6 protein-coding genes are annotated in these 26,383 nt (G+C 67.3%); 1 reads left to right on the top strand and 5 read right to left on the bottom strand.

Features of this window, described 5'->3' with window-relative positions:
* Positions 1-52 precede the first annotated feature (52 nt).
* Complete coding sequence (locus E8E78_RS04325) at positions 53-14,689, bottom strand: non-ribosomal peptide synthase/polyketide synthase (protein WP_280337092.1); 14,637 nt, start codon at positions 14,687-14,689, stop codon at positions 53-55.
* A gap of 261 nt (positions 14,690-14,950) precedes the next feature.
* Positions 14,951-21,361: a non-ribosomal peptide synthetase gene (locus E8E78_RS04320; protein WP_280313552.1), complete on the bottom strand. Its 6,411-nt coding sequence runs from the start codon at positions 21,359-21,361 to the stop codon at positions 14,951-14,953.
* Between the two features lie 175 nt (positions 21,362-21,536).
* On the opposite strand from E8E78_RS04320, the gene E8E78_RS04315 reads away from it, so the two are divergent.
* Positions 21,537-22,490: a siderophore-interacting protein gene (locus E8E78_RS04315; protein ID WP_049277949.1), complete on the top strand. Its 954-nt coding sequence runs from the start codon at positions 21,537-21,539 to the stop codon at positions 22,488-22,490.
* Between the two features lie 141 nt (positions 22,491-22,631).
* Here E8E78_RS04315 and E8E78_RS04310 read toward each other — a convergent pair whose 3' ends face one another.
* The 3 genes from E8E78_RS04310 to E8E78_RS04300 form a co-directional block, all read right to left on the bottom strand.
* The gene (locus E8E78_RS04310; RefSeq protein WP_114942016.1) at positions 22,632-24,023 is read right to left on the bottom strand and encodes an aspartate aminotransferase family protein; all 1,392 of its coding nucleotides are present in this window, start codon (positions 24,021-24,023) and stop codon (positions 22,632-22,634) included.
* A gap of 214 nt (positions 24,024-24,237) precedes the next feature.
* Entirely contained in the window at positions 24,238-25,560 is a 1,323-nt protein-coding gene (locus E8E78_RS04305) for an ATP-binding protein (protein ID WP_049278155.1), read from the bottom strand.
* Entirely contained in the window at positions 25,557-26,240 is a 684-nt protein-coding gene (locus tag E8E78_RS04300) for a response regulator transcription factor (RefSeq protein ID WP_016498667.1), read from the bottom strand. Before E8E78_RS04300 ends, E8E78_RS04305 begins: the two co-directional genes overlap by 4 nt.
* Between the last annotated feature and the right edge of the window lie 143 nt (positions 26,241-26,383).

Genomic DNA, 26,383 nt, shown 5'->3' with positions numbered 1-26,383 from the left:
GGGTACATCCTGAGAATCAGAGAAAGGCGCCCTTGCGGGCGCCGAAAGGGGTTCAAGACAGGCTGGTGACGGGCGCATCCAGCAGTTGCAGCAAGGCGTCCAGTACCTGGCGATGGTGCGGCACCTCATAGTGGCCGCAGTCGAGCCAGACACTCGCCGCCGGCCCCTGGCCCAGCTGCTGGTACAGCGCCTGGGCCTCGGCCTCTCGGCCATGGACCCACCAACAGTGAGCACGAGCCTGGACCGGTGCACAGGCCGCCAGGGCCGCGGACAAGCCACGCAAGTGCCGGCCGGTGGCCAGGCCCAGGGCCAGGTCCTCGGTACTAAGGCCCGCCGGCAATAGCCGCGGCTGTTCCTGCGCCTCGGCTCGGGCAACTGGTTCGGCCCCCGGAACGAACCCGTCGAGCAGCCCCAGAAACGCCACCTGCTGGCCTTGGAGCTCCAGCTCCGCCGCCATCAGCGCCGCCAGGGTCGCACCCAGCGACCAACCGGCCAGCCAGTAAGGCCCCTGGGGCTGACGCTCGCGCACATAGCCGACGTAGTCCTGGGCCATGGCCAGCAACGACTCGTCGCTCCAGCCTGGATCCAGCAGCATCCGCGACTGGATCGCCAGCACTTGGCGCTGTCCATCGAGGCTACGGGCCAATGGCTCGTAGTCGAACACCGTGCCGTAGCCGGCATGCACGCAGAACAGCGGCGGCTGCCCCGGCGCCGGGCCGTTGAGCGCCAGCACCGCGTTGGCACCGGCCGTGGCAGCCGATTCGCCGCTGAGCTCGGCGATGGTCGGCTTCTGAATCAGGTCTCGCAGTTTCAGGGTCAGGCCCAGGGCCTTTAGCGGTCGGCTGCGGGCCACCACTTGCAAGCTGAGGATCGAATCGCCACCCAGCTCGAAGAAGTTGTCGTGCAGGCCGACCCGCTCGACCTTGAGCACCTTGGCCCAGATTTCGGCCAGTGCGATCTGCAACTCGGTCCGGGGTGCCACGTAGCAACCCGTCGCCTGGGCCAATTGCGGGTCGGGCAAGGCCCGGCGATCAAGCTTGCCGTTGGGGTTCAGCGGCATCGCCGCCAGCACGCTGATCTGCCAAGGCACCATGAACTCCGGCAAGGCCTGCTTGAGGGCCTCGCGCAGGCCCGGGCCGATGGACGGGTCGGCCAGCCACTCGGGCGCACCCACCACATAAGCGAGCAGGCGCTTGCCGCCAGGCAGCTCCCGGGCGATCACCGCCGCCTCGCGGACCCCGGGCTGGGCCAACAGGCGGGCTTCAATCTCGCCCAGCTCGATGCGCAGGCCCCGGATCTTGACCTGGTTATCGACCCGCCCCAAGTAATGGAAGGTGCCGTCGGCGTCCTCGCGCACCAGGTCGCCGGTGCGGTACAGCCGCTCGCCACGGCCGTACGGGTCGGCGACGAACCGTTCGGCGCTCAACCCCGGACGGTGCAGGTAGCCGCGAGCGAGGAACTCGCCGCCCAGGTACAGCTCGCCGGCCACGCCCGGCGGCAGCGGATTGAGGTCGCTGTCCAGCACCAGCGCCCGGCGCGGCCCCACAGGCTCGCCGATCGGTGCATACGCGCTGGTGCAGCGGTGTCGGGCGTCGGCGCGCCAGAGCAGTGGAGTGACCACGGTTTCGGTGGGGCCGTAGCCGTTGATCAGGTACTGGGCCCCCAGTACCTCCCGGGCTTGCTCATAAGTGGCCTGGGGCAAGGCGTCGCCACCAAAGCAGTAGACCCGCATGGACGCTGGCGCACCATCGAGGCGGGCCTGCTCGATCAGTTGCTGCAGGTAGGCCGGCGGGAAAGCCGCCACCGTCACTTGATGCTGATCCAGGGCGCGCAAGGTCTGTTCCGGGGTCCAGAGTTGCTCGTCCCGCACCAGCAGGCGGGCCCCGTGAGTCAACGCAGTCAACCAGCGCTCATGGGCGCCGTCGAAGGCGAACGACATGAAATGCAGCTCGCAATCGACCGGGCTCATCTCGTAGCGCAGGCCGATGGCGTGGCAATGCCGGGCCAACGGGCCGTGGCTGACCGCCACGCCCTTGGGCAACCCGGTGGAGCCGGAGGTGTAGATCACATAGGCAAGGTTATCGGCATGCAAGCTCACGCTCGGGGCCTGCTCCACCTCGGGCATGGATGCCAGCGCCCCCAGCTCCAGGCAGGCCAGCCCGGGCGGAACCGGCAGGCTGGCACGGGCCGCGCTATCGGTGATCAACAATTGCGCGGCGCAGTCCTCGAGCAGGTAGGCCAGGCGCTCGCGGGGGTAGTTCAGGTCCAGCGGCACATAGGCGCCGCCGGCCTTGAGTACCGCCAGCAGGCTGACCAGCAGACCGGCGCTGCGTGGCAACGCAACTGCCACCCGCACTTCCGGGCCGACGCCGGCGGCGATCAGCCGGTGGGCCAGGGCGTTGCTGCGCCGGTCCAGCTCGGCATAGCTCAGGGATTGCCCGGCGCAGCTCAGGGCCAAGGCCTGAGGCTGCTGGCGAGCCAAGCCTTCGATACGCTGGTGCACCCACTGCGCCGGGGCCGCTTCGACCGCCAGCGGTTGCGGCGCCGACACCGGCAGGCCAAGCTGGCCCAAGCGCTGGTCGGGGCTGTCGCACAGGCGTTGCAGCAGGCTTTCCATGGCGGCGCGGATGGCCAGCACGGTCTCGTCCTCGAAGCAGCGACGCAAGTACATGTACTCGATCGACAGGCACCCCTGTTCCACGGTGACCATCAAGTCCATGGGGAAGTCGGTCAGGCCGCTGCCCGTACTCGGGCCGAACTCCAGGGAGGCGTCGCTGAACTGGCGCAAAGCCTCATCCACCGGTTGGTTCTCGAACACGATGATGCTGTCGAACAGCGCCCGCCCGGCCTGCCCGGCCCAGCGCTGGATGTCGGCCAGGGCCACGTACTCGTGATCGCGCATGCCCAGGTTGCAGTCCTGCAGCTCGCGCAGCCAAGCACCGACATGGGCCTCGGGGTGTAGCTCGCGCACCACCGGCAGGGTATTGATGAACAGCCCCATGATCCGTTCGGCGCCGGGCAACGTCGGTGAACGCCCGGCCACAGTGGAGCCGAAGGCCACGCTGCGCTGGCCGCTGAAGCGGCTAAGCAGGATCAGCCAGGCGCCTTGCACCAGCGTGTTGAGGGTCACGTGCTGGGATCGCGCGAAGGCGCTCAGGGGCTCGGCGTCCAGGTGGCTATAAAGGGCTTCGTGGCCCTGGCGCCCGGCTTGCACCGGCACGGTGCTGGCCAGCAGGCAGGGCTCCTCCAGGCTCGCCAGCTGCTCACGCCAGAAGCGCTCGCCAGCACCGGCATCCTGGCGTTGCAGCCAGGCGATATAGTCCCGGTACGGGGTGGCTGCGACCAGGTCGCGCCCGGCATACAGGCCCAGCACCTCGCCGATCAGCTGCGAGAGGCTCCAGCCGTCCACCAGGATATGGTGGTAGGTCCAGATCAACTGGTGCTGGTGCTCGCCCGTGCGCACCAGCAGCACCCGCTGCAGGGATGGCTGGTCCAGGGCAATGCCCTGTGCCCGCTCCTGGGCGGCAAGCTCGGCAACGCCCTGCTCCTGGTCTGTCCATTCGCGGCCATCGACTACCCGCAGCGGGGTGCACACGCTGTCGAGCACGAACTGCAGCGGTTCATTCAGCTCCTGCCAGATAAAGCCAGTGCGCAGAATGCTGTGGCGTCGGCACACCTCAGCCAGTGCGGCGCCGAAGCGCTCGCTGTCCAGGCCCTTGACCGAGATGCTGAGCTGGTTGACGTACACGCCGCCGGCCTGTTCGTTCAGGCACTGGAACAGCATGCCCTGCTGCATCGGCGACAGCGGATAAAGGTCAGCCAACTGGGCGTGGGACACCGGCAGCCGTGCCACCTGCTCATCGCTCAGGCGATGTAGCACAGCCGGGACCTCGATTACCGGTTGCTCCTGCGCCTCGCTGGCCTGGGCCGCCAGTTGACGCACGGTGGGGAACTGGAACACCAGCCGGGGGTTGATCTCCAGCCCCGCCTGACGGGCCCGGGCCACCACCTGGATCGACAAGATCGAGTCACCGCCCAGTTCGAAGAAATTGTCCAGCGCGCCGACCTGAGGCACCCGCAACACCTGCGCCCAGATCTCGCCCAACAGGGTTTCCACCGGGCCGCACAGGCCGACGTGCTCGGCGCTGGCCTGGCGCTCAGGGGCCGGCAGGGCCTTGCGGTCGAGCTTGCCATTGGGGCTCAGGGGCATGCGTTCGAGCGCCAGCCAGTACGCCGGCACCATGTACTCGGGCAGTTGCGCCGCCAGGTGCACCTGCAACAGCGCCTTCCAGTCATCCCGCTGTTCGGTCAGCACCAGCCAGGCCACCAGTTGGCTGGCATCAAGCACCTGCACGCAGACATCCTGGACCAACTCATGCTCCAACAGCCGCGCCTGGATTTCCCCCAGTTCGATGCGCAGGCCGCGCAGCTTGACCTGATGGTCGGTGCGCCCCAGGTACTCGATCACCCCATCGTCCCGGTAGCGTGCCAGATCGCCTGTGCGGTACATGCGTTGACCGGGGTTGAACGGGTCCGCCGGGAAACGCTCGGCGGTCAGGCCCGGGCGGCGGTGATAGCCGCGGGCCAGGCCGATGCCACTGAGGTACAGCTCGCCACGGGCGCCCACTGGTAAAGGCTGCAGGCTGTCGTCCAGTATGTAGCAGGCCAGGTTGTCGATCGGCTGGCCGATCGGCACGCTGTCGCGGCCCTCTTCCCGGCAGGTCCAGTGGGTAACGTCGATGGCCGCCTCCGTGGGGCCATATAGGTTGTACAGCCCGGTGTCAGGCAGCTTGTCGAACACCTGGGCCTGGGTGTCGGCCAGCAGCGCTTCGCCGCTGCAGAACAGCCGGCGGACCGAGGTGCAACGCTCAACCTGCGGCTCCTGCAGGAACACCTGCAACATCGACGGCACGAAATGCAGGGTGGTGACTTGCTCACGCTCGATCAACTCGATCAGCCGCGCCGGGTCGCGGTGGTCGCCGGGGGCGGCGAGCACCAGGCGGGCGCCGACCATCAGCGGCCAGAAGAACTCCCAGACCGAAACGTCGAAGCTGAACGGCGTTTTCTGCAGTACCACATCACCGCTGTGCAAGGCATACGCCCTCTGCATCCAGCCAATACGGTTGATCAGCGCCCCGTGCCAGTTGCCGGCGCCCTTGGGCCGGCCGGTGGAACCAGAGGTGTAGAGCAGGTACATCAGCCCCTCGCCGTCCAGGCCGGCGATGGCCGGGCGCTGTGGGGTCCGCCCCTGCAGGGCCTCCAGTTGCAAGCACTTGACCCCATCGAAGGCGCCGAGTCGCTGCAGCACCGACGCCTGCCCCAGCAGCACGCGAATGCCGCTGTCCTCGGCCATGTAGGCCAGGCGCTCGGCCGGGTAGTCCGGGTCCAGCGGCACATACGCGGCGCCGGCCTTGAGCACCGCCAGCAGGCTGACCACCAGTTCCAGGCTGCGCTCGGCGCAAACCCCGACCAAGGTCTGTGTCCCGACGCCGGTATCGATCAATTGCCAGGCCAGGTGGTTGGCGCGTTCGTCGAGCTGGCGGTAACTCAGGCGCTGGCCCTCGAAGACAACAGCGATGGCATCCGGCGTGCGCTCGACCTGGGCCTCGATGATGGCGTGCAGGGGTTGTTGCACGGGGTAGTCATGGCCGGTCCGGTTGAAGTCCGCCAGCACGTGCTGGTGCTGGACCGCTGGCAAGACCCCGAGCTGGCCCAATGGCCGCTGCGGCAGCAAGGCGAGGGACTCGGCCAGGTGCACCCACTGCTGCAGCAACCCGGCGATGCTGGCCGGCGTGAAGCGCGCGCGCTCGTAGCTGGCGTGAATTTTCAAAGTCTGGCCCTGATGGACCAGCAGGGTCAGCGGATAGCTGGTGCGCTCCTCGTTGATCAGCCCGTCGAAGGCCAGGCCGTGCGGGGCCTTCTCCTGCAGAGCCTGGGATACCGGGTAGTTCTCGAACACCAGCAAGGTATCGAACAGGGCCATGCCATTGCTGCCGGCCCAGCGCTGTATATCCGCCAGGCGCGTGTGCTCCTGCTCGCGCAGGGCCAGGTTCAGGGACTGGACCTGGCGCAACCAGTCGCTGCCAGTCTGCCTCGGGTCCGGGCTGCTGATCACCGGTAGGGTGTTGATGAACAGGCCGATCTGCTGTTCGATGCCGTCCAGCTCCGCCGGGCGGCCGGACACGGTGGCGCCGAAGGCCACGCAATCCTGGCCGCTCAAGCGCTGCAACAGCACGGCCCAGGCGCCCTGGAGCAGGCTGTTGAAGGTCACTTTCATGTCCCGGGCAGCCTGGGCCAGCCGGGTACAACGGGCCTCGTCGAGCAGTTCGAAGGCATCGCCATAACCCTCCGCGGCTTCGAGCAGCGGCGGTTGCAACTGGGCCAGCAGGGTCGGTTCGGCCAGTGGTGCCAGCTGGGCTTTCCAGAAGCCCTCGCTGGCCTGCGGATCCTGACGCTTCAGCCAGTCGATGTAGTCGCGGTAGCGCCCGGCACCGGCCGTAAGGGCCTTGCCGCTGTAGCGCTGCAGCACTTCGCCGAGCAGTTGGGAGTTGCTCCAGCCATCCATCAGGATGTGGTGGACGGTGTAGATCAGGTGGTGCCGGCCCGGGGCCGTGGCGACCAGGGTCAGGCGCAGCAGCGGCGGCCGCTGCAGGTCGAAACCTTGAGCTCGTTGGTCCAGGGCCAGCGCCTCCAGGGCGCCTGGCAGGTCCTCGCGACCCTGCCAGTCAAGCACCTGCAACGGCAGCGGCAGCGGCTTGCAGACCACCTGCAGCGGCTCGGCCAGGTCGTTCTGCCAGATGAACCCGGTACGCAGAATGGCATGGCCGTCCAGGGCCGCCTGCCAACTGTCGACGAAACGCTGCAGATCCAGGCCGCTGACATCCATGCGCAGCTGGTTGACGTACTGGGCGCGCTGCTGCTCGTACAGCGAGTGGAACAGCATGCCATGCTGCATCGGCGCCAGCTCGTAGATATCTTCGATGTCCCGGGCCGCGACCGGGAGTTGATCCAGTTGTGCCTGTGTCAGTTGCAGAGCGGGGAAGTCGGAGGGCGTCAACCCTTGGTGTTCGACCTGGCAGCAATGCTGGACGATCTGTTGCAACTGGTCGATGAAGGCGTCGGCCAGGCGGCCGATGGCCTCGGGCTCGAACTGACGCCGGCTGAAGCTCCAGCCGAAGCTGAGCACGCCCTTGAACACCTGGCCGTTGAGGGTCAGCCAGTTGCTCAGGCCGGCTTGCTGGCTCTGATCGGCGCCACGGGCATGGGCACTGGCGCTGAACAGGTTGTCGCTGGCGTCCAGGCTGCTGTCGAACTGGCCCAGATAGTTGAAGGTGACGCGCGGCAGTGGCCCGGCCAGGCGCTCGCGGGCCTCGTCGCTGCCCAGGTAGCGCAGGGCACCGAAGCCCAGGCCATTGTCCGGCAGACTGCGCAGTTGTTCCTTGACTTGCTTGATCGACTCGGCCAGGTCTGGGCCGGCGCTCAGGCGCAGCGGATAGACGCTGGTGAACCAGCCGACCGTGCGGGTCAGGTCGAGGTTGCCACCAAGGTCTTCGCGGCCATGGCCTTCAAGCAGCACCGGCAACGCCGGTAACCCAAGTTCCTGAGCGAATGCCCGGACAAGGGCGGTCAGCAGCAAGTCATTGATGCGCGTGCGATAGGCCGCAGGCGCCTGTTGCAGCAGGCGCCGGGTGGTCTCGGCGTCCAGGGCAACCCCGAGCTTGCAGGCGTCCTGGTTAAGCCCGCTGGCGCCAGTGCGGGCCATCGGCAAGGCCGCGTCGACGTCCTGCAGTTGCGCGTGCCAGAACTCCAGCTGGCTGCTTGCGCGGCCACGGGCATAGTCCTGCAGATGCAGGGCCCAGGCCTGCACCGAGCTGGTTCGCGCCGGCAACGCCGGGGCCTGGCCCTGGCACAGGCGGGTGTAGGTGTTCTGCAGGTCTTCGAGCAGGATACGCCAGGAGACCCCGTCCACCACCAGATGATGGACAACCAGCAACAGGCGCTGGCCGCCATCGGCGCCCTGCCCCAGCAAGGCCCGCACCAATGGGCCCTGTTCGATGTCGAGGCTGCGCTGGGCCTGCTCACACAGTTCGAGCCACTGGGCCTCGTCGGCGAAGTCCCGGCACCAGAGCAACGGATTGTCCTCGGCAGTGTCACCCAGGCAGGCGTGCCAGCCGTCAACACCCTCGAGGAAGCGGCAGCGCAGGGCATCGTGATGAGCCAGCAGGGCTGCCAGGGCCTGGCGCAAGGGTTCGGACTCGACCCGCTGGGCCGGCTCCAGGACGATGGACTGGTTCCAGTGCTGGCGCTGGCTCATCGGCCGGGCGAAGAACAGTTGCTGGATCGGCAGCAGTTCCACGGCCCCCTCGGGTACTTCGGTGCCGACAGCAAGGTTCTGCTCGCTGAGCTGCGCAACCCGTGCCAGGGCTCGCACCGTCTGGTGCTGGAACAGGTCACGTGCACTGAAGTGCAGGCCGGCCTGACGGGCGCGGCTGACTACCTGGATGGTAACGATCGAGTCGCCGCCGAGTTCGAAGAAGTTGTCCTGCACGCCGACCCGGGGCAACCCCAGCACCGCCGCCCAAATCTGCGCCAACATTTGTTCGTGGGCGTTGGCCGGGGCTTCGTGGGCCTGCTGGCCAAGGCTGGCATCGGCCTTGGGCAACGCTTTGCGGTCGAGCTTGCCGTTGGCGGTCAGGGGCCAGGAACCCAGGAATACGACGAAAGCCGGGACCATGTAGTCCGGCAGCTCGGCGCCCAGGGCGGCGCGCAGGGCCTCGCGCAACTCGCTCTGGCGCGCCTCGCTGTCGAGCACCCCTGCATCGGCGGCGATCACGTGGGCCACCAGTTGCTTGCCGCTGGCACCCTCCTGAACAGAAGCTACCGCGTCGGCTACCCCCTCCAAGCGGTTCAAACGGGCTTCCACCTCGCCCAGCTCGATGCGGAAACCACGGACCTTGACCTGATTGTCGGCACGCCCCAGGTACTCAAGGTTGCCATCATGCTCGCGCACCAGGTCGCCACTGCGGTACATCCGCGCCCCCGGCTCGCCGTAAGGGTCCGGCACAAAGCGCTCCGCGGTCAGGCCCGGGCGGTCGAGATAGCCACGGGCCAGGCCATGGCCGCCCAGATACAGCTCGCCGGCACAGTTGAGCGGCTTGGGCGCCAGGTAGTCGTCCAGCAGCATGGCGCTGCGCTCGCCGACACACTCACCAATCGGCGCGTAGGTCGCATCGCAGCGGTCATCGGCACCGGTCTTCCAGATCAACGGGGTGACCACTGCCTCGGTGGGACCATAGCCGTTGATCATGATCTGCGGCGCCAGCACCCGCTGGACCTTGTCGAAACCCGCCTTGGGCATCGCGTCGCCACCGTAGCAGCAGACCCGGAGGGCCGGCCTGTTGCCGGCCCGCTCGACCTGCTCGGCCAGCGCCATCAGGTACACCGGCGGCAGCGCGACAACGCTGACGGCGTGGCGCTGCATCTCTTCGCAAAGCCGCTCCGGGCTCCACACCTCGTCGTCGCGCAGCAGCAGGCTGGCGCCGTGGATCAGCGCGGTGAGCCAGCGCTCGTGGGCGCCATCGAAGGCAAACGAGAGGAAATGCAGTTCGCAGTCGGTTGCGCGCATCTCGTAGACCTGACCGGTGGCCAGGCAGTGCATGGCCGCCGGCCCATGGTTGACTGCCACGCCCTTGGGCTGGCCGGTGGAACCGGAGGTGTAGATCACATAGGCGAGGTTGTGCACCGACAGCTCCACCACCGGCGCATCGCTGCGCAGAGCCCCCCCATGAGGCTGGTCCAGGCACAGGACCGGCAGCGCGCCGCTATCGAGCAGCCCGGTCTGGCTCAACACCAGGCTGGCGCGGCTGTCTGCAAGCATGTAGGCCAGGCGCTGGGGCGGGTAGTTCAGGTCCAGCGGCACATAGGCGCCACCGGCCTTGAGCACTGCCAGGTAGGCGACCAGGCTCAGCGAATGACGCGGCAAGGCCACCGCCACTCGAGTCTCTGGGCCAACACCGGCCTCGATCAGGCGCCAGGCCAGCTGGTTGGCCTCTACCTCCAGTTCGGCGAACGTCAGCCGCCGGTCACACGCGATCAGCGCGGTGGCATCGGGTTGCAGCTCGGCCTGACGGGCAATCAGTTCATGCACCAGGGCCGGCACCGTCAAGCGGCTGGCCAGCGCCCCAGCGGCGCGGGTCGGCTCCAGTTCCAGGGTGCAGAGCCGTGCACAGGGGTGCGCCAGCAGCGCGTCGAGCAGCGCCAGCCAGTGCCCGGCCACGCGCTCTATGGTGGCTGCCTCGAACAGGCTGGTCGCATAGGTGAAGGACGCACGCAGGCCAGCGGCATCCTCGACGGTGTTCAGGGTCAGGTCGAAGTGGGTATTGCCGTTGTCCCAGTCCAGGCTGCGCAATTGCAGGCCGGCCGCGCGCAGGTGCTCGGAGGCCTGTTCGGCAACGCCGGACTGGTGATTGAACATCACCTGGAACAGCGGGTTCAGGCTCAGGCTGCGTTCCGGGCGCACAGCATCGACCAGCTGTTCGAACGGCAGGTCCTGACAGCTCTGGGCCTGCACCACCGAATCGCGGACCTGGGCCAGCAGCCCCTGGACGCTGTCGAGGCCATCGAGGTCGGTGCGGATCACCTGGGTGTTGACGAAAAAACCCACCAGGTTTTCGGTTTCCAGGCGGTTGCGGTTGGCGGTGGGAATCCCGACGCGAATGTCCCCTGCCCCGCTGTAGCGGTGCAGCAGCAGGTTGAACGAGGCCAGCAGCAGCATGAACATCGTCACCTTTTCCTGGCGGGCCAAGGCCTGCAGGGCCGCCAGGCGCTCCGGGCCGAGCGCCAGCTTGAAGGTGGCCCCCGCCGCATCGCGCACGGCTGGGCGCGGGTGATCCAGGGGCAGCTCCAGGGCGGGCTGTTCACCGCCCAGGCGCTCGCGCCAGTAGACCAGCTGCCGGCGGTACTCTTCGGTCTGCTCCGGTTCGCGCTGCCACAGTGCGTAGTCGGCGTACTGGATCGGCATCGCCGGCAGCGCCAGTGGCTGGCCGTTGCGCTGGGCGCTGTAGGCCTGCAACAGCTCACCGACCAGCAGCGGAATCGACCAGCCATCGGCGACGATGTGGTGCAGGGTCAGGGTCAGCACATGCCGCTCGGCGCCACAGTGCAACACCCGCACCCGCAGTAGCGGGCCGCGTTCCAGGTCGAAGGGCCGGTGCAGTTCATGCTCCACACGCTGACGGATCCGCGCCTCGCTGGCGCCCGTGCAATCCTCGACCTCCAGGGCCACTGGCGCGGGCTCCTCGATCACCTGCAGCAACGCCTCGTCAGCCTGCTCGAAGCGGGTGCGCAGCACCTCATGGCGCTCGGCCAGGCTGTCGAAGGCCCGCTGCAGGGCCACCAGGTCCAGTTCGCCTGACACCTGGAACGCCATCGGCAGGTTATACGCCGAACTGTCGCGGTCCATCTGCCAGATGAACCACTGGCGCTGCTGCGCATAGGACAACGGCACCCGCCGCTGCCCGGCAGGGCGCGGCGCGATGCGCCCGGCGGTGACCACCTGTTGGCCAGCGGCGGCCACGAAGGCGGCCAGGTCCGGCGTGTCGAACAGGCTGTGTAACCCCAGGTCCAGGCCTAGTTGCTGGCGCAGCCGGGCGATCACCGAGATCGCCAGCAGCGAATGCCCGCCCAGTTCGAAGAAGTTGTCGTCGAGCCCGACCCGCTCGACCTTGAGCACCTCGGCCCAGACCTGCGCCACTTGCTGCTCAAGCGGGCCCTGGGGTGCCCGGTAGGCCTTGTGGGTGCCTTGCAGGTCAGGCGCCGGCAGGGCCTGGCGGTCGAGCTTGCCGTTGCTGGTCAGCGGCAGTTGTGCCAGCCACACTAGCGCCGCCGGCTGCATGTAGTCCGGCAGTTGCCCCGCCAGGCCTTGGCGCAACTGCTCACTCAGGGCCTGAGCACGGAAAGGATCATCGAGCAGGCTGTTGTCCACCGGCACGCCATAGGCCACCAGTCGTGGCCCCGACGGGCTCGGCCAGGCCACGACACAGAGGTCACGAACCTGACCGCTCTGGTGCAGACGCGCCGCCACTTCTTCTGGTTCCACCCGGAAGCCGCGGATCTTGATCTGCTGGTCGGCGCGGCCAAGGTAGCGCAAGCTGCCATCGGCCTGGCACAGCGCCAGGTCACCGCTGCGGTACATGCGTGCACCCGCCTCGGTGGCGAACGGGTCGGGCACGAAGCGCTCGGCCGTCAGCCCCGGTTGGTTCAGGTATCCCCTTGCCAGGCCGCTCCCCCCGATATACAGCTCGCCCTGGGCGCCGGCGGGCATCTCCAGCAGCCAAGGCGAAGCCACCTGCACGTGGCTGCCGGCCAAGGCACGGCCCAGCAGCACCGGCTGGCCTGCCGCCAGTTCGGCGGTGAGCACCCCTACCGTTGTTTCGGTGGGGCCGTAGTGGTTGATCACCGTCAACCGTGGCGCAACCCTGGCCAGCGTGCCTAGCAAGGCCTCAGAGGCGCTCTCGCCACCCAGTATCACGCAACGCCGTGGCAGCACCGGCTGCTGGCCCTGGGCATTGACCAGGCTTTCCAGGTGCGACGGGACGATCTTCAGCCCGTCGATTTGCTCGCGTTCCAGATACTCGGCGAAACGCAGGGCGTCCACCGCCGTTTCGGCGGCCACCAGGTGCAGGGCCTTGCCTGCGCACAGGGCACCGAAGAACACGGTATGGCCAAGGTCTGCCGCTGGGGTCGAGACCATCGCCAGGCTGGCCATGCCGGCCAGCGGCAAGCGCGCCGAAACACCCTGGACATAGTTGCCCAGCGCGCCATGGGACACCCCCACGCCCTTTGGCAGGCCAGTGGTCCCGGAGGTGTAGATCACATAGGCCAGTTGCTCGGCCGCTACCACCACGTGGGGGCGTTTTGCGCTCGGCCGCTCGACCTCGCGCAACTCCAGCCGCCCTACCCCTTCAGGCAACGGGCCGTCGAAACCGGGCTCGACCAGGGCCCGGCGCACGCCCGCATCGTTCAAGCGAAACGCCAGGCGCTCGGGGTTTTCCTGCGGGTCCAGCGGCACATAGGCACCCCCGGCCTTGAGCACTGCCAACACCCCCACCGCCAACGCTACCGAACGGCTCGCGATTACCGCTACCCGCTCCTCGGCCTGTAGCCCCTCGACCAGCAGGCGTTGAGCCCAGTGATTCGCCTGTTGCTCCAGCTGGCCGTAGCTCAGCCGCCGGCCCTGGGCCACCAGTGCCAAGGCCTCGGGGTCACGGTCGACCTGCGCTTCGATCAGTCGATGCACCTGCGGCGCGACCTGCCGGGCTTCCAGCCGTCGTGGCGGCTGCGCAGGGTGCAGTGGCAGCTCGCAGAGGGCGGCCTTAGGGTTGGCCCAAAGCCCATGCAGCAGGCCCGCCCAATCGCTGGCCAGGCGCTCGATGGTGGCTCGCTGGAACAGGTCGGTGGCGTAGAGCAAGGAGGCGCTCAAGCCCTGGGCCTGCTCCTGGGTTTCCAGGGTCAGGTCGAACTTGACCGTTTCGCTGGTGAGTTCCAGGGGCGTCAGGCTCAAGCCGGGCAGCGCCAGCGACGGGCCTTGGCGGCCCTGATGGTTGTAGCTGACCTGGAACAGCGGGCTGTGGCCGGCGCTACGCTGGGGTTGCAGGGCTTCGACCAGCTGCTCGAACGGCAGGTCTTGATGGCTCTGGGCCTCGGCCACGCTGGCACGCACCTGCTCGAGCAGGTCCAGGAAACTCATCTGTGGTGTGAGTTGCGCCTGCAGCACCTGAGTGTTGACGAAGAAGCCGATCAGGCCTTGGGTTTCCTGGCGGTGACGGTTGGCGATCGGTACACCGACCCGTACCTGGTCCTGGCCGCTGTAGCGCTGCAACAGAGCCTGGAACGACGCCAGCAGGACCATGAACACGCTCGCCCCTTGCTCACGGGCGAGCTGCTGCAAGCCCTGGCCCAACGCTGCCGGCAACCGCACCTTGACCCGTTCGCCGCGGTGACTGGCGCGCAGTGGGCGCGGGTGGTCCAGGGGCAGTTGCAGCGGGCCTGGGTCCATACCCAACCGCTCGCGCCAATACTTCAACTGGCGCTCACGCTCGCCGGCCTCCATCCAGCAGCGCTGCCAGATCGCGTAGTCGCCGTACTGGATCGGCAGGGCCGCCAGCGCCGGAACCTGGCCTGCAAGGTGAGCAGCGTAGAGGCTCAGCCACTCCTGGACCATCACCTGCATGGAAGCGGCATCGGAAATGATATGGTGCTGTACCAGCACCAGCACATGCTCACGGGCACTGCGGCGCAGCAGCAGGCCGCGCAACAGCTGGCCCTGGTCCAGCTCGAAGGGCTGGCGTGCCCACTGGCCGACAAAGGCATCCAGCTCGGTATCCGAACCGTTCCAAGGCTGCTGTTCGATGCTGATCTTCGCCTTTGCGTCGACCTGCGCGAACACCTGGCCGTTGTCCTCGACGAAGCGGGTACGCAGGCCCTCGTGGCGCGCCACCAAGGCATCCAGGCTGGCCTGCAGCGCTGCGCCGTCCAGCTCGCCATCGAGGCTCAGGGCAGTACGGATGTGATAGGCAGGGCTAAGCGGGTCCAGGCGCCAGAGGAACCACAGGCGTTCCTGGGCATAGGACAGGGGCACGGCCTCGAACGCGTGGCGCACCACGGGAATGGGGAACTGCGACAGGTTCATGCCCTTGGCCTGGAGCCTTTCGAAGAACACTCGGCGCTGCTGCATGGGCAGCCGAATGAACCGCTGTACTAGTTCCACATTCTGGTCAGAAAGCATGGAAAAACGCCCCTCCTCAAATCCGTATTGGCGCCGACGCGGCGGGCCTTGCTGGCTGGCGCACGTCAGAATGTACTTGGGAGAACGAGCAAGGCCGCCGGGGATTTAGCCAATCCGCCGGCGGCCTTCGAGGGGGTGGGAATTGCGCCCGGAACCAGCCCGGAATCAGCTGGTTTCCAGGTCGCTGAGCAGGTCCTCCAGCTCGTCCAGATCGGCTCGGCTGCCGGGCAGGCAGGCAGCCACCCCTTCGGCATAGGCGGCCAGATCCCTGGCCTGGAACAACGCCGAAAGCGGCAGGTCCAGCCCCAGTTGTGCCTGTACCTGGGCACTGACCCGGGTGGCCAGCAAGGAGTGCCCGCCGAGCTCGAAGAAGTTGTCGTCCAGGCCCACCCGCTCCAGGCCCAGCACCTGAGACCAGACAGCCGCCAGCTGGCACTCCAGCTCGCTGGCGGGCGCCCGGTAGCGGCGCGCCCCGGCGTCCAGTTCCGGCGCGGGCAAGGCCTTGCGGTCGAGCTTGCCATTGGGGGTCTGCGGCAGCCTGTCGAGCAGTACCCACTGGCTTGGGAGCATGTATTCGGGCAAGGTCTGCTGCAGGTGCTGCCGTATCTGCTGGAACAATGCCAGACGCTGCTCGCCGGCGGCCTGCAACCAGGCCGGGTCGCGAGGCACCAGGTAGGCCACCAGTTGCTTGCCCGTGGGCGTGTCGACGGCCAGCAGGGTTGACTCGGCCAACACTGGCAGGGCCACCAGGCGGCTCTCGATCTCGCCCAGCTCTATGCGGAAGCCGCGAATCTTAACCTGGTGATCCAGGCGCCCGAGGTACTCCAGCACGCCTTCGGCATTGCGCCGGACCTGATCGCCGGTGCGGTACACGCGCTGCCCGGGTTGAGCCGAGAACGGATCGGGCACGAACTTCTCGGCGGTCAGCGCCGCACGCCCCAGATAGCCCCGGGACAACCCGGCACCGCCCAGGTACAGCTCGCCTGGCCAGCCGGCCTGCACCACCTGGCCGGCCTGGTCGAGGATATAGCCGACGGTATTGTCGATCGGCGTCCCGATATTGGCTTGGCCCCCAGCCTGGCGCAGGGTGCAGGTGGAATAGGTGGTGTCCTCCGATGGCCCGTACAGGTCGAACACCCGCTCCACCCCGGGCAGCCGGTAGAGGTCCTCCACAAGGCCCTGGGCCAGGGGTTCCCCCGCCAGGTTGATTACCCGCACCGAGGCGGGAATCTGCCCGGCCTCGCACAGGGCGCGGATCGCCGAGGGTACTGTGTTGACCAGCCGCACCCGCTCACGTGCCGGCAGTTGCGGCAGGTGCAGGGCGTTGTCGGCCAGCACCAAGGAGCCGCCCAGGGCCAAGGTCACGAATAGCTCCCAGGCCGACAGGTCGAAACAGATCGAGGTGCTGGCCAGTACCCCTTGCAGGTCCTCATAGACGCCGGCACTCCAGCCGATCAGGGCACAAAGGTTGCGGTGCTCGATCATCACGCCCTTGGGCCGGCCCGTGGAGCCTGAGGTGTAGATTACATAGGCCAGGCTCTCGGGGCCGGCAGCCGCCGGCAGGTTGTCGACATCCAGGTGGCTGACCTCCAGGCGTTCAAGCGCCAGCACCTCCAGGCCCGCTTGCAGCGCCAGGCTATCGACCACGTGCTGACTGGTCAGCAGCAGCCCCGCCTGACTGTCTTCGAGCATGTAGGCCAGGCGCTCCTGGGGATAGGCCAGGTCCAGCGGAATATAGGCCGCGCCCAGCTTGAAGATCGCCAGCAGCGCGGCGACCAGGTCCGGGGTGCGCGGTAACGCCACCGCGACCTTGCTGCCGGCCCCCACGCCCCGGGCCTGCAGGCCCCGGGCCAGCTGGTTGCCCCGGGCATTGAGCTGGGCGTAGCTGCAGTGGCGGTCCTGGTACCACAGGGCCAGGGCCTCGGGGTTGGCCGCTGCCCGCTCTTCGATGAGCCCGTGAATGGTCGCCTGCTGACGCCAGCCCGCGGGCTGGGCGCGGTAGACGCTGGCCTCCAGGCCTGGCTCGCCCAACAGCAGCCACTCACCGATGGCCTGCCCTGGGCTGGCGAGCGCCGCGCGCAAGGCATTGAGCCAGTGCTCGGCCAGTTGCTCGATGCGAGCGCGGTCGAACAGGTCGAGGGCGAAGTTGAACGACGCCAGCACCCCATCGCTGCGCTCCAGGGTGTCCAGCGTCAGGTCGAACTGGGCGGTGCGCTCCGGCAGCGGCACTTCTTCAATACGCAGGCCCGTGGCGCTGCCACCGTCGACCCGGGCGCCAACATCGCGCAGATGGTTGTACATCACCTGGAACAACGGGTTGTGGTCCAGGCCACGCTCAGGCTGCAACTGCTCGACCACCTGATCGAAGGGCACGTCCTTGTTGGCCTGTGCTTGCAGGGCCTGTTCCTTGACCCGCGCCAGCAAGTCGTCGAACGAGCGCGCGTTGTCCAGCTCGATACGGTGCACCACGGAATTGACGAAGAAGCCGATCAGGCCTTCGAGCTCCAGGCGGTTGCGGTTGGTCATCGGTACGCCGATGTTGAGGCGCTCACGCCCGGCGTGGCGGCCGAGGACCACGGCGAAGGCGCCGAGGAACACATGGAAAAGGGTGGCGTTGGCCTGCACTGCGAGCTGGCGCAAGCCCTGCACCAGCTCGGCGGGCACCCGCACCTCGACGCGCTCGCCCCGATGGCTCTGGCGCGGCGGCCGCGGCCGGTCGGCAGGCAGGTCGAGCAACGCCAGATCATCCTGCAGCAGCGCTTTCCAGTAATCCAACTGCTCGCGCACAGCCGGGCTGGCCAATTGCTCACGCTGCCAGGCGGCGTAGTCGGCGTAGTGCACCGCCAACGGCACCGGCTGCAGCGGCTGGCCGCTGACAACCGCGTTGTAACGCGCCAGGCACTCGCGCACCATCACCCCCATGGACCAGCCATCGGAGACGATATGGTGCAATACCAGCACCATCAGGGCTTGGTCGCCACCCTGACGCAGCAGCGTGGCGCGGATCAGCGGGCCCCGGGCCAGGTCGAACGGTTCACGGACCAGCGCTTCGATCTGCTCGTGCAGGGCGCTCTCGTCGCGGGCCGCGGCCTGCTGCGCCAGCACCAGGTTCACACGGGGCAGTACCCGTTGCATGGGTACGCCGGCCTGCTCCTCGAACAGCGTGCGCAGGGTTTCGTGGCGGTCCACCAGGGCCTGCAAGGATTGCTCCAGGGCAGGCACATCGAGCACCCCGCTCAAGCGCACCAACAAAGGCGTGTGGTAAGCACTGCTCTCGGGTTGCAGCTTCCAGAACAGCCATTGCCGATGCTGGGCGTGAGACAGCGGCAACGCCTGCTCGCGACTCAAACGCGGGATATCGGAAGCCGCCCGGCCCTGCTCGGCCAAGCCTTGCACGGCCACGCAGAAGCCTTCCAGGTCGGGGCTGTCGAACAGGCTGCGCAGGGGGATTTCCAGCCCCAACGCCCGTCGGGCCCGGGAAATGACCTGGGTGGCCAGCAAGGAATGCCCGCCCAGCTCGAAGAAACCATCGTCCAGGCCCACCTCGGTGCGCTCCAGCACCTCGGCCCAGATGTGCGCCAGGCATTGCTGCAAGGGCGTTTCAGCGGGCCGATAACGCACCGCGCCGGCATCCTGTTCGGGCAGGGGCAAGGCTTTGCTGTCTACCTTGCCATTGCCGGTCAACGGCAGGCAGGCCAGTTCAATCACCTGTTCCGGCACCATGGCCTGAGGCAGGCAGGCGGCCAGGGCCTGGCGTACCCGCGCGGCAAAATCAGGCATAGTCGACGCAGGCACGGCCCAGGCCAGCAGGCGGCCTTCATGAACGCGGACACAGCCGCTGGCAACCTCCGCAAGGGCCAGCAGGCGACTGTTGACCTCGCCCAGTTCGACCCGGTACCCACGAATCTTCACCTGGCCATCGCCGCGCCCATCGAACCTCAATCCCGCTGCCCGACGGATGCGGTCGCCGCTGCGATAGAGGCGCTCGCCCTGGCCCTGGGGATCGGGTACGAAGCGTTCGGCGGTCAGCCCCGGCTGGCCCATATACCCTCGAGCCAGGCAGGCGCCGCCGATGTAGAGTTCGCCATGGCCCTGCTCCGGCACCTGAGCCAGGCCGGCATCGAGCACCCGGGCGCAAGTGCCAGGCAGCGCCTGACCCAGCTCGACCACCGCATCGGCCGCGCTCAGGTTGGCGGTCAGCACCCCCACAGTGGTTTCGGTGGGGCCGTAGTGGTTGACCAATTCAAGGTTCGGCGCCATGGCCCGGACACTGGCCAGCAAGCCCTGCCCTGGCGCCTCGCCGCCGAGCACCAGGCAGCGGCGTGGCAGCACTTTTGCGCTGCCCTCGGCCCGTAGCAAGGCCTGCAGGTGGGACGGCACAATCTTCAGCAGGTCGACGGCCTGCTCGCTCAGGTAGGCAGCCATGGCGTCGGCATCGGTGGCCTGCTCCTTGCCCAGCAGGTGCAGGGTCTTGCCCTGGCACAGGGCGCTGAAGAATACCGTATGGCCAAGGTCCGCCGCCGGGGTGGAGACCATCGCCAGTTGCTCGACTTCAGCCAGCGGCAGTCGGCCGGCGATGCCCTCCAGGTAATTCACCAATGCGCCATGGGAAACCCCCACCCCCTTGGGCTGCCCGGTGCTGCCTGAGGTGTAGATGACATAGGCCAGTTGCGCCGGCCAACGGGCCGGCAGCGGCTGTAAGCGGGCGGTGGTCTCGCCAAGCGGCTGGTCCAGGGCCACCCGGGTGCAGCCCAGGTCGACATCGGCGTTGGCGATCAGCACCTTGACCCCGGCGCCACGCAGCAGCTCAAGCTGACGCTGACGGGGCAGCTCCGGGTCCAGGGGCAGGTAGGCCGCGCCGGCCTTGAGCACCGCCAGGATCGCTGCAACCATCTGCACCGAGCGGTCGGCCAGCACCGCCACCAGGGTTTCCGGGCCAACGCCCAGGCCTTGCAGCTCGATGGCCAGGCGCTCGGCGCGCTTGGCCAGGGCCGAATAGCTCAGGGATTGCCCGGCGCTCACCACAGCCAGCCGCTGTGGCTGCCGGCGGGCCGCCTGATCGATGAGCTGGTCAACCATCACCTCGGCAAAGGCGCTCGATACCGTTGGCGCCTCGGCCGTCGCCAATGCCCAGTCCCCCACCGGGCCAGGTGTGGCGGCGACCAGTTGCTCCAGCAATTGCCGCCAGTGGCCGGCCATCTGCTCAATGGTGGCAGGTTCGAACAGCTCGGCGGCATAGGTGAAGCGGGCCTGCAACTGGTCGCCGCGCTCATGGCTCTCCAGCATCAGTTCGCAGTGACAGGTACGCCGCTGCGCCGGCAGCGCTTCGAGCACCAGCCCGGTAGCAGTCTGCAGCCGGGTGACGTCGAGCACCTGGGCCTGGTGGTTGAACAGGGCCTGGAAGGGCTCGCCCTGGCGCTCATTGCCCATGGCACGCACCAAGGTCTCGAATGGCAGGTCCTGATGGGCCTGGGCCCCCAGAGCGGTGGCCTTGATCCGCGCCAGCAAGGCCCGACGGTCCAGCTCCGGGTCCAGCTCGGTCTCCAGCAGCTGGGTGTTGATGAAACAGCCGATCAGGCCTTCGACCTCGGCGCGGTTGCGGTTGGCCACCGGCACCGCAACACGGATCGAACGCTGGCCGCCATAACGCTGCAGCAGCAGTTTGTAGGCGGCTAGCAAGAGCATGAACAAGGTCACCTGCTCCTGTCCGGCAAGGGCCTTCAAGCGTGCCGTCAGCGTCGGATCGAGGTCGATTTCCAGGCGCGCCGCTTGCAGTTCTTCGCCAGCAGAGCGGGCTCGGCGCAGGGGCAGTCGCAGGGCACCATCGGTGTCACCCAAGTGTGCCAGCCAGTAATCCAGGTCGGCCTGGCGACCACCGGCTTCCAGCCACTGACGCTGCCACAGGGCAAAGTCCCGGTACTGGATGGGTAAGGCCGCAGGCTCGGCCCGGGCCACGCCACAGGCTCGCTCATACGCACCGATCAGCTCACTGATCAAAAGGTTCATCGACCAGCCGTCGGCGACGATATGGTGCAGCGTCAGCAGCAACACCTGCTCGTCGCTGCCCAGGCGCACCAGCGCAGCCCGCAGCAGCGGCGGCTGCGCCAGGTCGAAGGGGCTGTCGCCTTGCGCCTGGCTCAGGGCCGCCAGACGCGATTCACGCTCGGCGGGCTCGAGGGCGGACAGATCGAATGCCTGCATGCTCAATTCGGCTTTCGGCAGAACCTGTTGGTACACCCCCTGTTCATCCTCGAAGAAACCTGTACGCAGGCTTTCATGACGCTGCAACAGTTCATCGAAGGCCCGCAGCAACGCAGCCCGGTCGAGGGGGCCGAGCAGGCGCACGGCCATGGGTATATGGTAGGCGCTGCCGGTCGGCGCCAGTTGCCAGGCGAACCACATGCGCTGCTGGGCGTAGGAAAGCTCGGCACGCCCGGGCTCGCTGGCCCCCGAAGGGATCGGAAACACCGCGAAGTCGATGGCCTCCCGGCGCAGACCGTCAAGGAACATCCTGCGCTTTTCAAGAGGCAACCTGACAAAGCGGCTGGCGAGTTTCATGGCGTGTTCTGGGTTCATCGGCGATTTTCCGTCACGTGGGCGTGGAGCTGGGCTCGGTGGTCTCCAATGAACGGATCGTGGTCGGCGAAAATTAGCGGCTGCCACCCACAAGGCCCCCAGGCTGCGCGATTAAATTGCCGGGGGGGCAACTCGTCTTATCGTCATACCCATCCTCCAGAAGGCGGCCCTCGCGATGCTCTCCACCCTGGCCAACACCCTGCGCAAGCGGGTCACTCAAGCGCTCCCCGACAAACGCCCCAGCTACCGGATGTTCGATGTGCAGTTGAAGCGGCGGATCGCACTCAGCCCTTCGCTGACCCGCCTGGTGTTCGGCGGCCCGGACGTTGCCGAAATGACCACCTTGGCGCCGGACCAGCGCGTCAAGCTGCTGTTTCCCGCACCCGACGGCTCACTGCCCAACCTGAGCAACGATCTGCACTGGAAGACCGCACACAGCGCCTTGCCGCCAGACCAGCGCCCGCCAATGCGCACCTATACCATCCGCACCTTGCGCCGCAAAGCGCTGGAGGTGGATATCGACTTCGTGCTGCATGGCGTCAACGGCCCTGCTTCGGCCTGGGCCACCCACGCGCAGGTGGGTGACAGCTTGCAGATGGTGGCGCCCAACCTGGCCTATGAGGGTGACAACGGCGGCTATGAATGGAAACCGCCGCAGGGGGTGCGCAACATTCTGCTGGTCGGTGACGAAACCGCGCTGCCGGCCATTGCCGGCATTCTTGAGCAACTGGCCGACGACCAGCCCGAGTTGGCCGTGCAAGCGTTCATCGAGGTACCGCTGGAGGCTGACTGCCTGCCTTTGCGCCATGGCAATGCTAGCCACATTCACTGGTTGCCCCGCGAGTTGCTCAATTGCGAGCATGGCCAGGCCATGCAGCATGCAGTGCGCGAACTGGCCAGCCTGCCGCAGGTGCAAGCCGCGCCGCAGGTAAAGCTGGAAGCGGTGGATATCGACACGCGGATACTGTGGGAGCAGGCCAGTAGCGCCAACAGTGCGTTCCATGCCTGGGTGGCGGGGGAATCAGCGACAGTCATGGATATTCGCCGCTACCTGATCAAGGAACGCGGGCTGCAGCGCGAGTGCCTGACCTTGATGGGCTATTGGCGGGCCGGGCGGACCTTTGATTGACTGGAAATAACTGGGGGCGCTTTGCGCCCCTTTCGCCGGCAAGCCAGCTCCCACAGGAACAGCGCCGACCAGAAGGCTTACACTGTAGCTGTGGGAGCTGGCTTGCCGGCGAAAGGGCCGCAAGGCGGCCCCCGCCATGATTCAGACCGCCGCGATCAATGCCTCGGCAAAACGCTGCGCCACTTCATCAACCTGCTCTGCGCTGATGATCAGTGGCGGCAGGAAGCGCACCACCGCACCATGACGCCCGCCCAGCTCCAGGATCAGGCCGCGCTTGAGGCACTCACGCTGCACCTTGGCCGCCAGCTCGCGGTTGGCCAGCGGGTGACCCAATGCATCCGCATTGCCCTGTGGGTCAACCAGTTCGACCCCAAGCATCAAGCCACGCCCGCGCACATCACCCAGTTGCGGATAATCGCGCTGCAACTGCAGCAGGTGCTGGCGCAAGCGCTGCCCCATAGCCTCGGCGTGTTCGGCCAGGCGGTGCTCGACCAGGTAGTTGATTACCGCCGACCCCGCCGCCATGGCCATCTGGTTGCCACGGAAGGTGCCGGCATGTGCGCCCGGCTTCCAGGTATCCAGCCAGTCGCGGTACACCACCACCGCCAACGGCAGGCTGCCGCCAATGGCCTTGGACAAGGTGACCACGTCCGGCACGATGCCGGCATGCTCGAAGGCGAACATGCGCCCGGTGCGGGCAAAACCGCTCTGGATCTCGTCGATGATCAGCGCCACACCGGCCTGCTCGGTGATACGGCGCACACCCCTGAGCCATTCAATATCGGCCGGGATCACCCCCCCCTCGCCCTGCACCACCTCAAGGATCACCGCCGCCGGAAGTGGCACGCCGCTTTCTGGGTCGAGCAGCAAGTTTTCCAGGTAATGCAGGTTGGCCCTGACCCCCGCTTCGCCGCCCAAGCCAAACGGGCAGCGGTAATCGTAGGGGTACGGCATGAACTGCACGCCGTTGCCGAGCAAGGCGCCCAGCGGCTGTTTCGGCCCGTTGCTGCCCATAAGGCTCAGCGCGCCCTGGCTCATGCCGTGGTAGGCGCCATGAAAGGCCAGCACCGTGCTGCGACCGGTAGCCGTGCGTACCAGCTTGAGCGCCGCCTCCACGGCATCGGTGCCGGTCGGGCCGCAGAACTGCACCTTGGCCTCGCGGCGCAGCGCCTCGGGCAGGATGCCGAACAGGTCCTGGACGAAGCGGTCCTTGACCGGCGTGGTCAGGTCCAGGGTGTGCAGGGGCAGCTCATCGGCCAGCACACGCTGGATGGCCTCGACCACCACCGGGTGGTTGTGGCCCAACGCGAGCGTACCGGCGCCGGCCAGGCAATCGATGAACTGGCGGCCTTCGACATCCTCCACATAGATGCCACGGGCGCGCTTGAGCGCCAGCGGAATGCGCCGCGGGTAGCTGCGGGCGTTGGACTCCTGCTGTTGCTGGCGTTGCAGCAGGGGTGATTCGGTAAACTCGTACAAAGGTTGCGACGCGCTGACCGGTGCAACCTGGGCAAGGCTGGAAGCGGTGGACATGGGTAAATCCTCGCAAGCAAGCGAATGGGCAGTTATCGCTTGGAAAACGCTTGAGTGCCGGGAGGATTTAGCGGTTGTTACTGGATTTTACTTTGCCTGCAGCGGCCTCTTCGCGGGTAAACCCGCTCCCACAGGAATCGCACCGCTCTGGAAGCCTGCGCAGTACCTGTGGGAGCGGGTTCACCCGCGAAGAGGCCCGCACAGACGATAAAGATCAATGCCCGGAGCGCGCCGGTACTTGCAAGAGCACCCGCAACCCATCACTACGGCTGTCAAAGCGCAGGCTACCGGCACAACGTTGCACGATCGCCTGGACAATCGCCAACCCCAACCCGCAGCCCCCGCTCTGCCCATTTCGCCAGAAGCGCTCGGTCAGGTGCTCAAGGTCGGCTTCGGCAATCCCAGGCCCGTGGTCGCGCACCATGAAGCCCACCTGGCCGTCGGCCATCTGCACCTCCAGCTCCACCGCCTCGTCGCCGCCATGGCGCAGTGCGTTGTCCAGCAGGTTGCGCAGCGCGGCCACCGCCAACGGTGCGGGCATGCCCAGATAGATCTGAGTGGCTGCTTCAGGCAGACGTAGCACGATACGACGGTTGTCACCCCCACCGGCGTCCTGCACTGCCTGGCGGGCCACCTGCTCGGCACTGCACTGCACACCATCTTCAAAGGACAGGCTGCCTTCTACCCGCGCCAGCATCAGCAACTGCTCCAGCGTGCGGTGCATGCGATCGGTGCCCTGCTCGGCATGCTCCAGCGCCTGCTCGCGCACCGCGCCATCGGTCATGCGTGCCACCTGCAGGTGGGTCTTGATCGCGGTCAGCGGGCTGCGCAGTTCGTGGGCGGCATCGTCGGTCAGGCGCCGCTCGCGCTCGATGGTCTGGGCAATGCGCAGGAACAGCTGGTTCTGGGTTTCCAGCAAGGGCTGCAACTCGCTGGGCATGCCCGCCACCTGCAACGGCTCGACACTGTCCGCTCGCCGTCGGCGCAAGGCGTCGCGCATGCGGTTGAGGGGTTCCAGGCCTTTACCCAGGCCGATCCACAACAGCCCCAGGCTGCCGAGCAAGGCCATCAGCACGGGTGCCGACGCCGCCAGCAGAATCGACTGGTTAAGCGCCTCGCGCTCCATGTGCCGGTCGGCAGTGGTGATGCGCACATCACCGTGGTTGTAGGTGAAGGTGCGCCACAGTGCATCGTCGATGGTCTGGTCACGGAAGCCGCTGCGCTCGTCGTCCATAGCGCCATCGTGCTTGTGGTTGCTGGCGAGGATCTCGCCACGCAGAGAACTGACCTGGCAGGCCATGCCGTCCGGCACACTGAACTGGTCGGCAGAGAAGTGCGCCTCTCCCCCCTTGGCGGTCAGCGATTGCGGCAACTGGTCGATCAGCCCGGCGACCATACGCGCCGATGCCACCAGGCGCTGGTCGAGGGAAAACATCATCTGCTGGCGCAGGTCACGCAGCATCCACGCCGCGGCCAGCGCCCAGATGATCACGAAAGCGCTGCCCAGGATCAGGCTCAGGCGAACCCGCAGGCTCATGATGCAGCCTCTTCCGGTGCCTGCGCCGGGCCCAGCCGGTAACCCAGGCCACGCACAGTCTCGACGATGCCGTTGCCAAGCTTGCGTCGCAGGTGGTGGATATGCACGTTCAGGGCGTTGCTTTCGACTTCGTCGCTGAAGCCGTACACGCAGTCTTTCAGTTGTTCGCCGGACAGCACCCGCCCGGGGTTCTGCAGCAGTGCCTGGAGCAAGGCCTGCTCACGGCGGGACAGGTCGACGGGCTGCCCGGCCAGGCTCGCCTCGCAGCTGCTGGGGTCATACCGCAACGGCCCGTGCTCGATCACATTCACCGCCCGCCCGGCCACCCGCCGCAGCAGGGTATGCAGGCGAGCGGCCAGTTCGCGCAGGTCGAACGGCTTGAGCAGGTAGTCGTCGGCGCCGGCCTGCAGGCCATCGACGCGGTCGGTGACGGCATCGCGGGCAGTGAGCACCAGCACTGGCAAGTCCACCCCCTGCTGGCGCAGGCGACGCAGCAGCTTGAGGCCGTCTTCGTCGGGCAGGCCGAGGTCGAGGATCATCACGTCGAACTGCGCGGCCTGCAGCATCGCCCGCGCATCGGCGGCATTGCCCACCCGGTCCACGGTCAGGCCCTGGGCGGTAAGGCCGGCGCAGATGCCGGCGGCGATCAGGTCGTCGTCCTCGCAGAGCAGAACGTGCATGGTGGGGCTCCCGGAGTGGTGTGGCTGGCATTGCACCTTGGGCGGATTAAGGGGGCATTATGGACCTTGTGGGGCGTTTGGTGTTTGCCTTGACACCTGCAGCGCCTGCGGGATCGAGCGCCGCCCGCGCGGCGCATCGCGAG

This window comes from Pseudomonas sp. BN505, assembly GCF_029873175.1.
Taxonomy (GTDB): domain Bacteria; phylum Pseudomonadota; class Gammaproteobacteria; order Pseudomonadales; family Pseudomonadaceae; genus Aquipseudomonas; species Aquipseudomonas putida.
The sequence above is the reverse complement of the archived record's forward strand: the minus strand, read 5'-3'. Positions and strand labels throughout refer to the sequence as shown.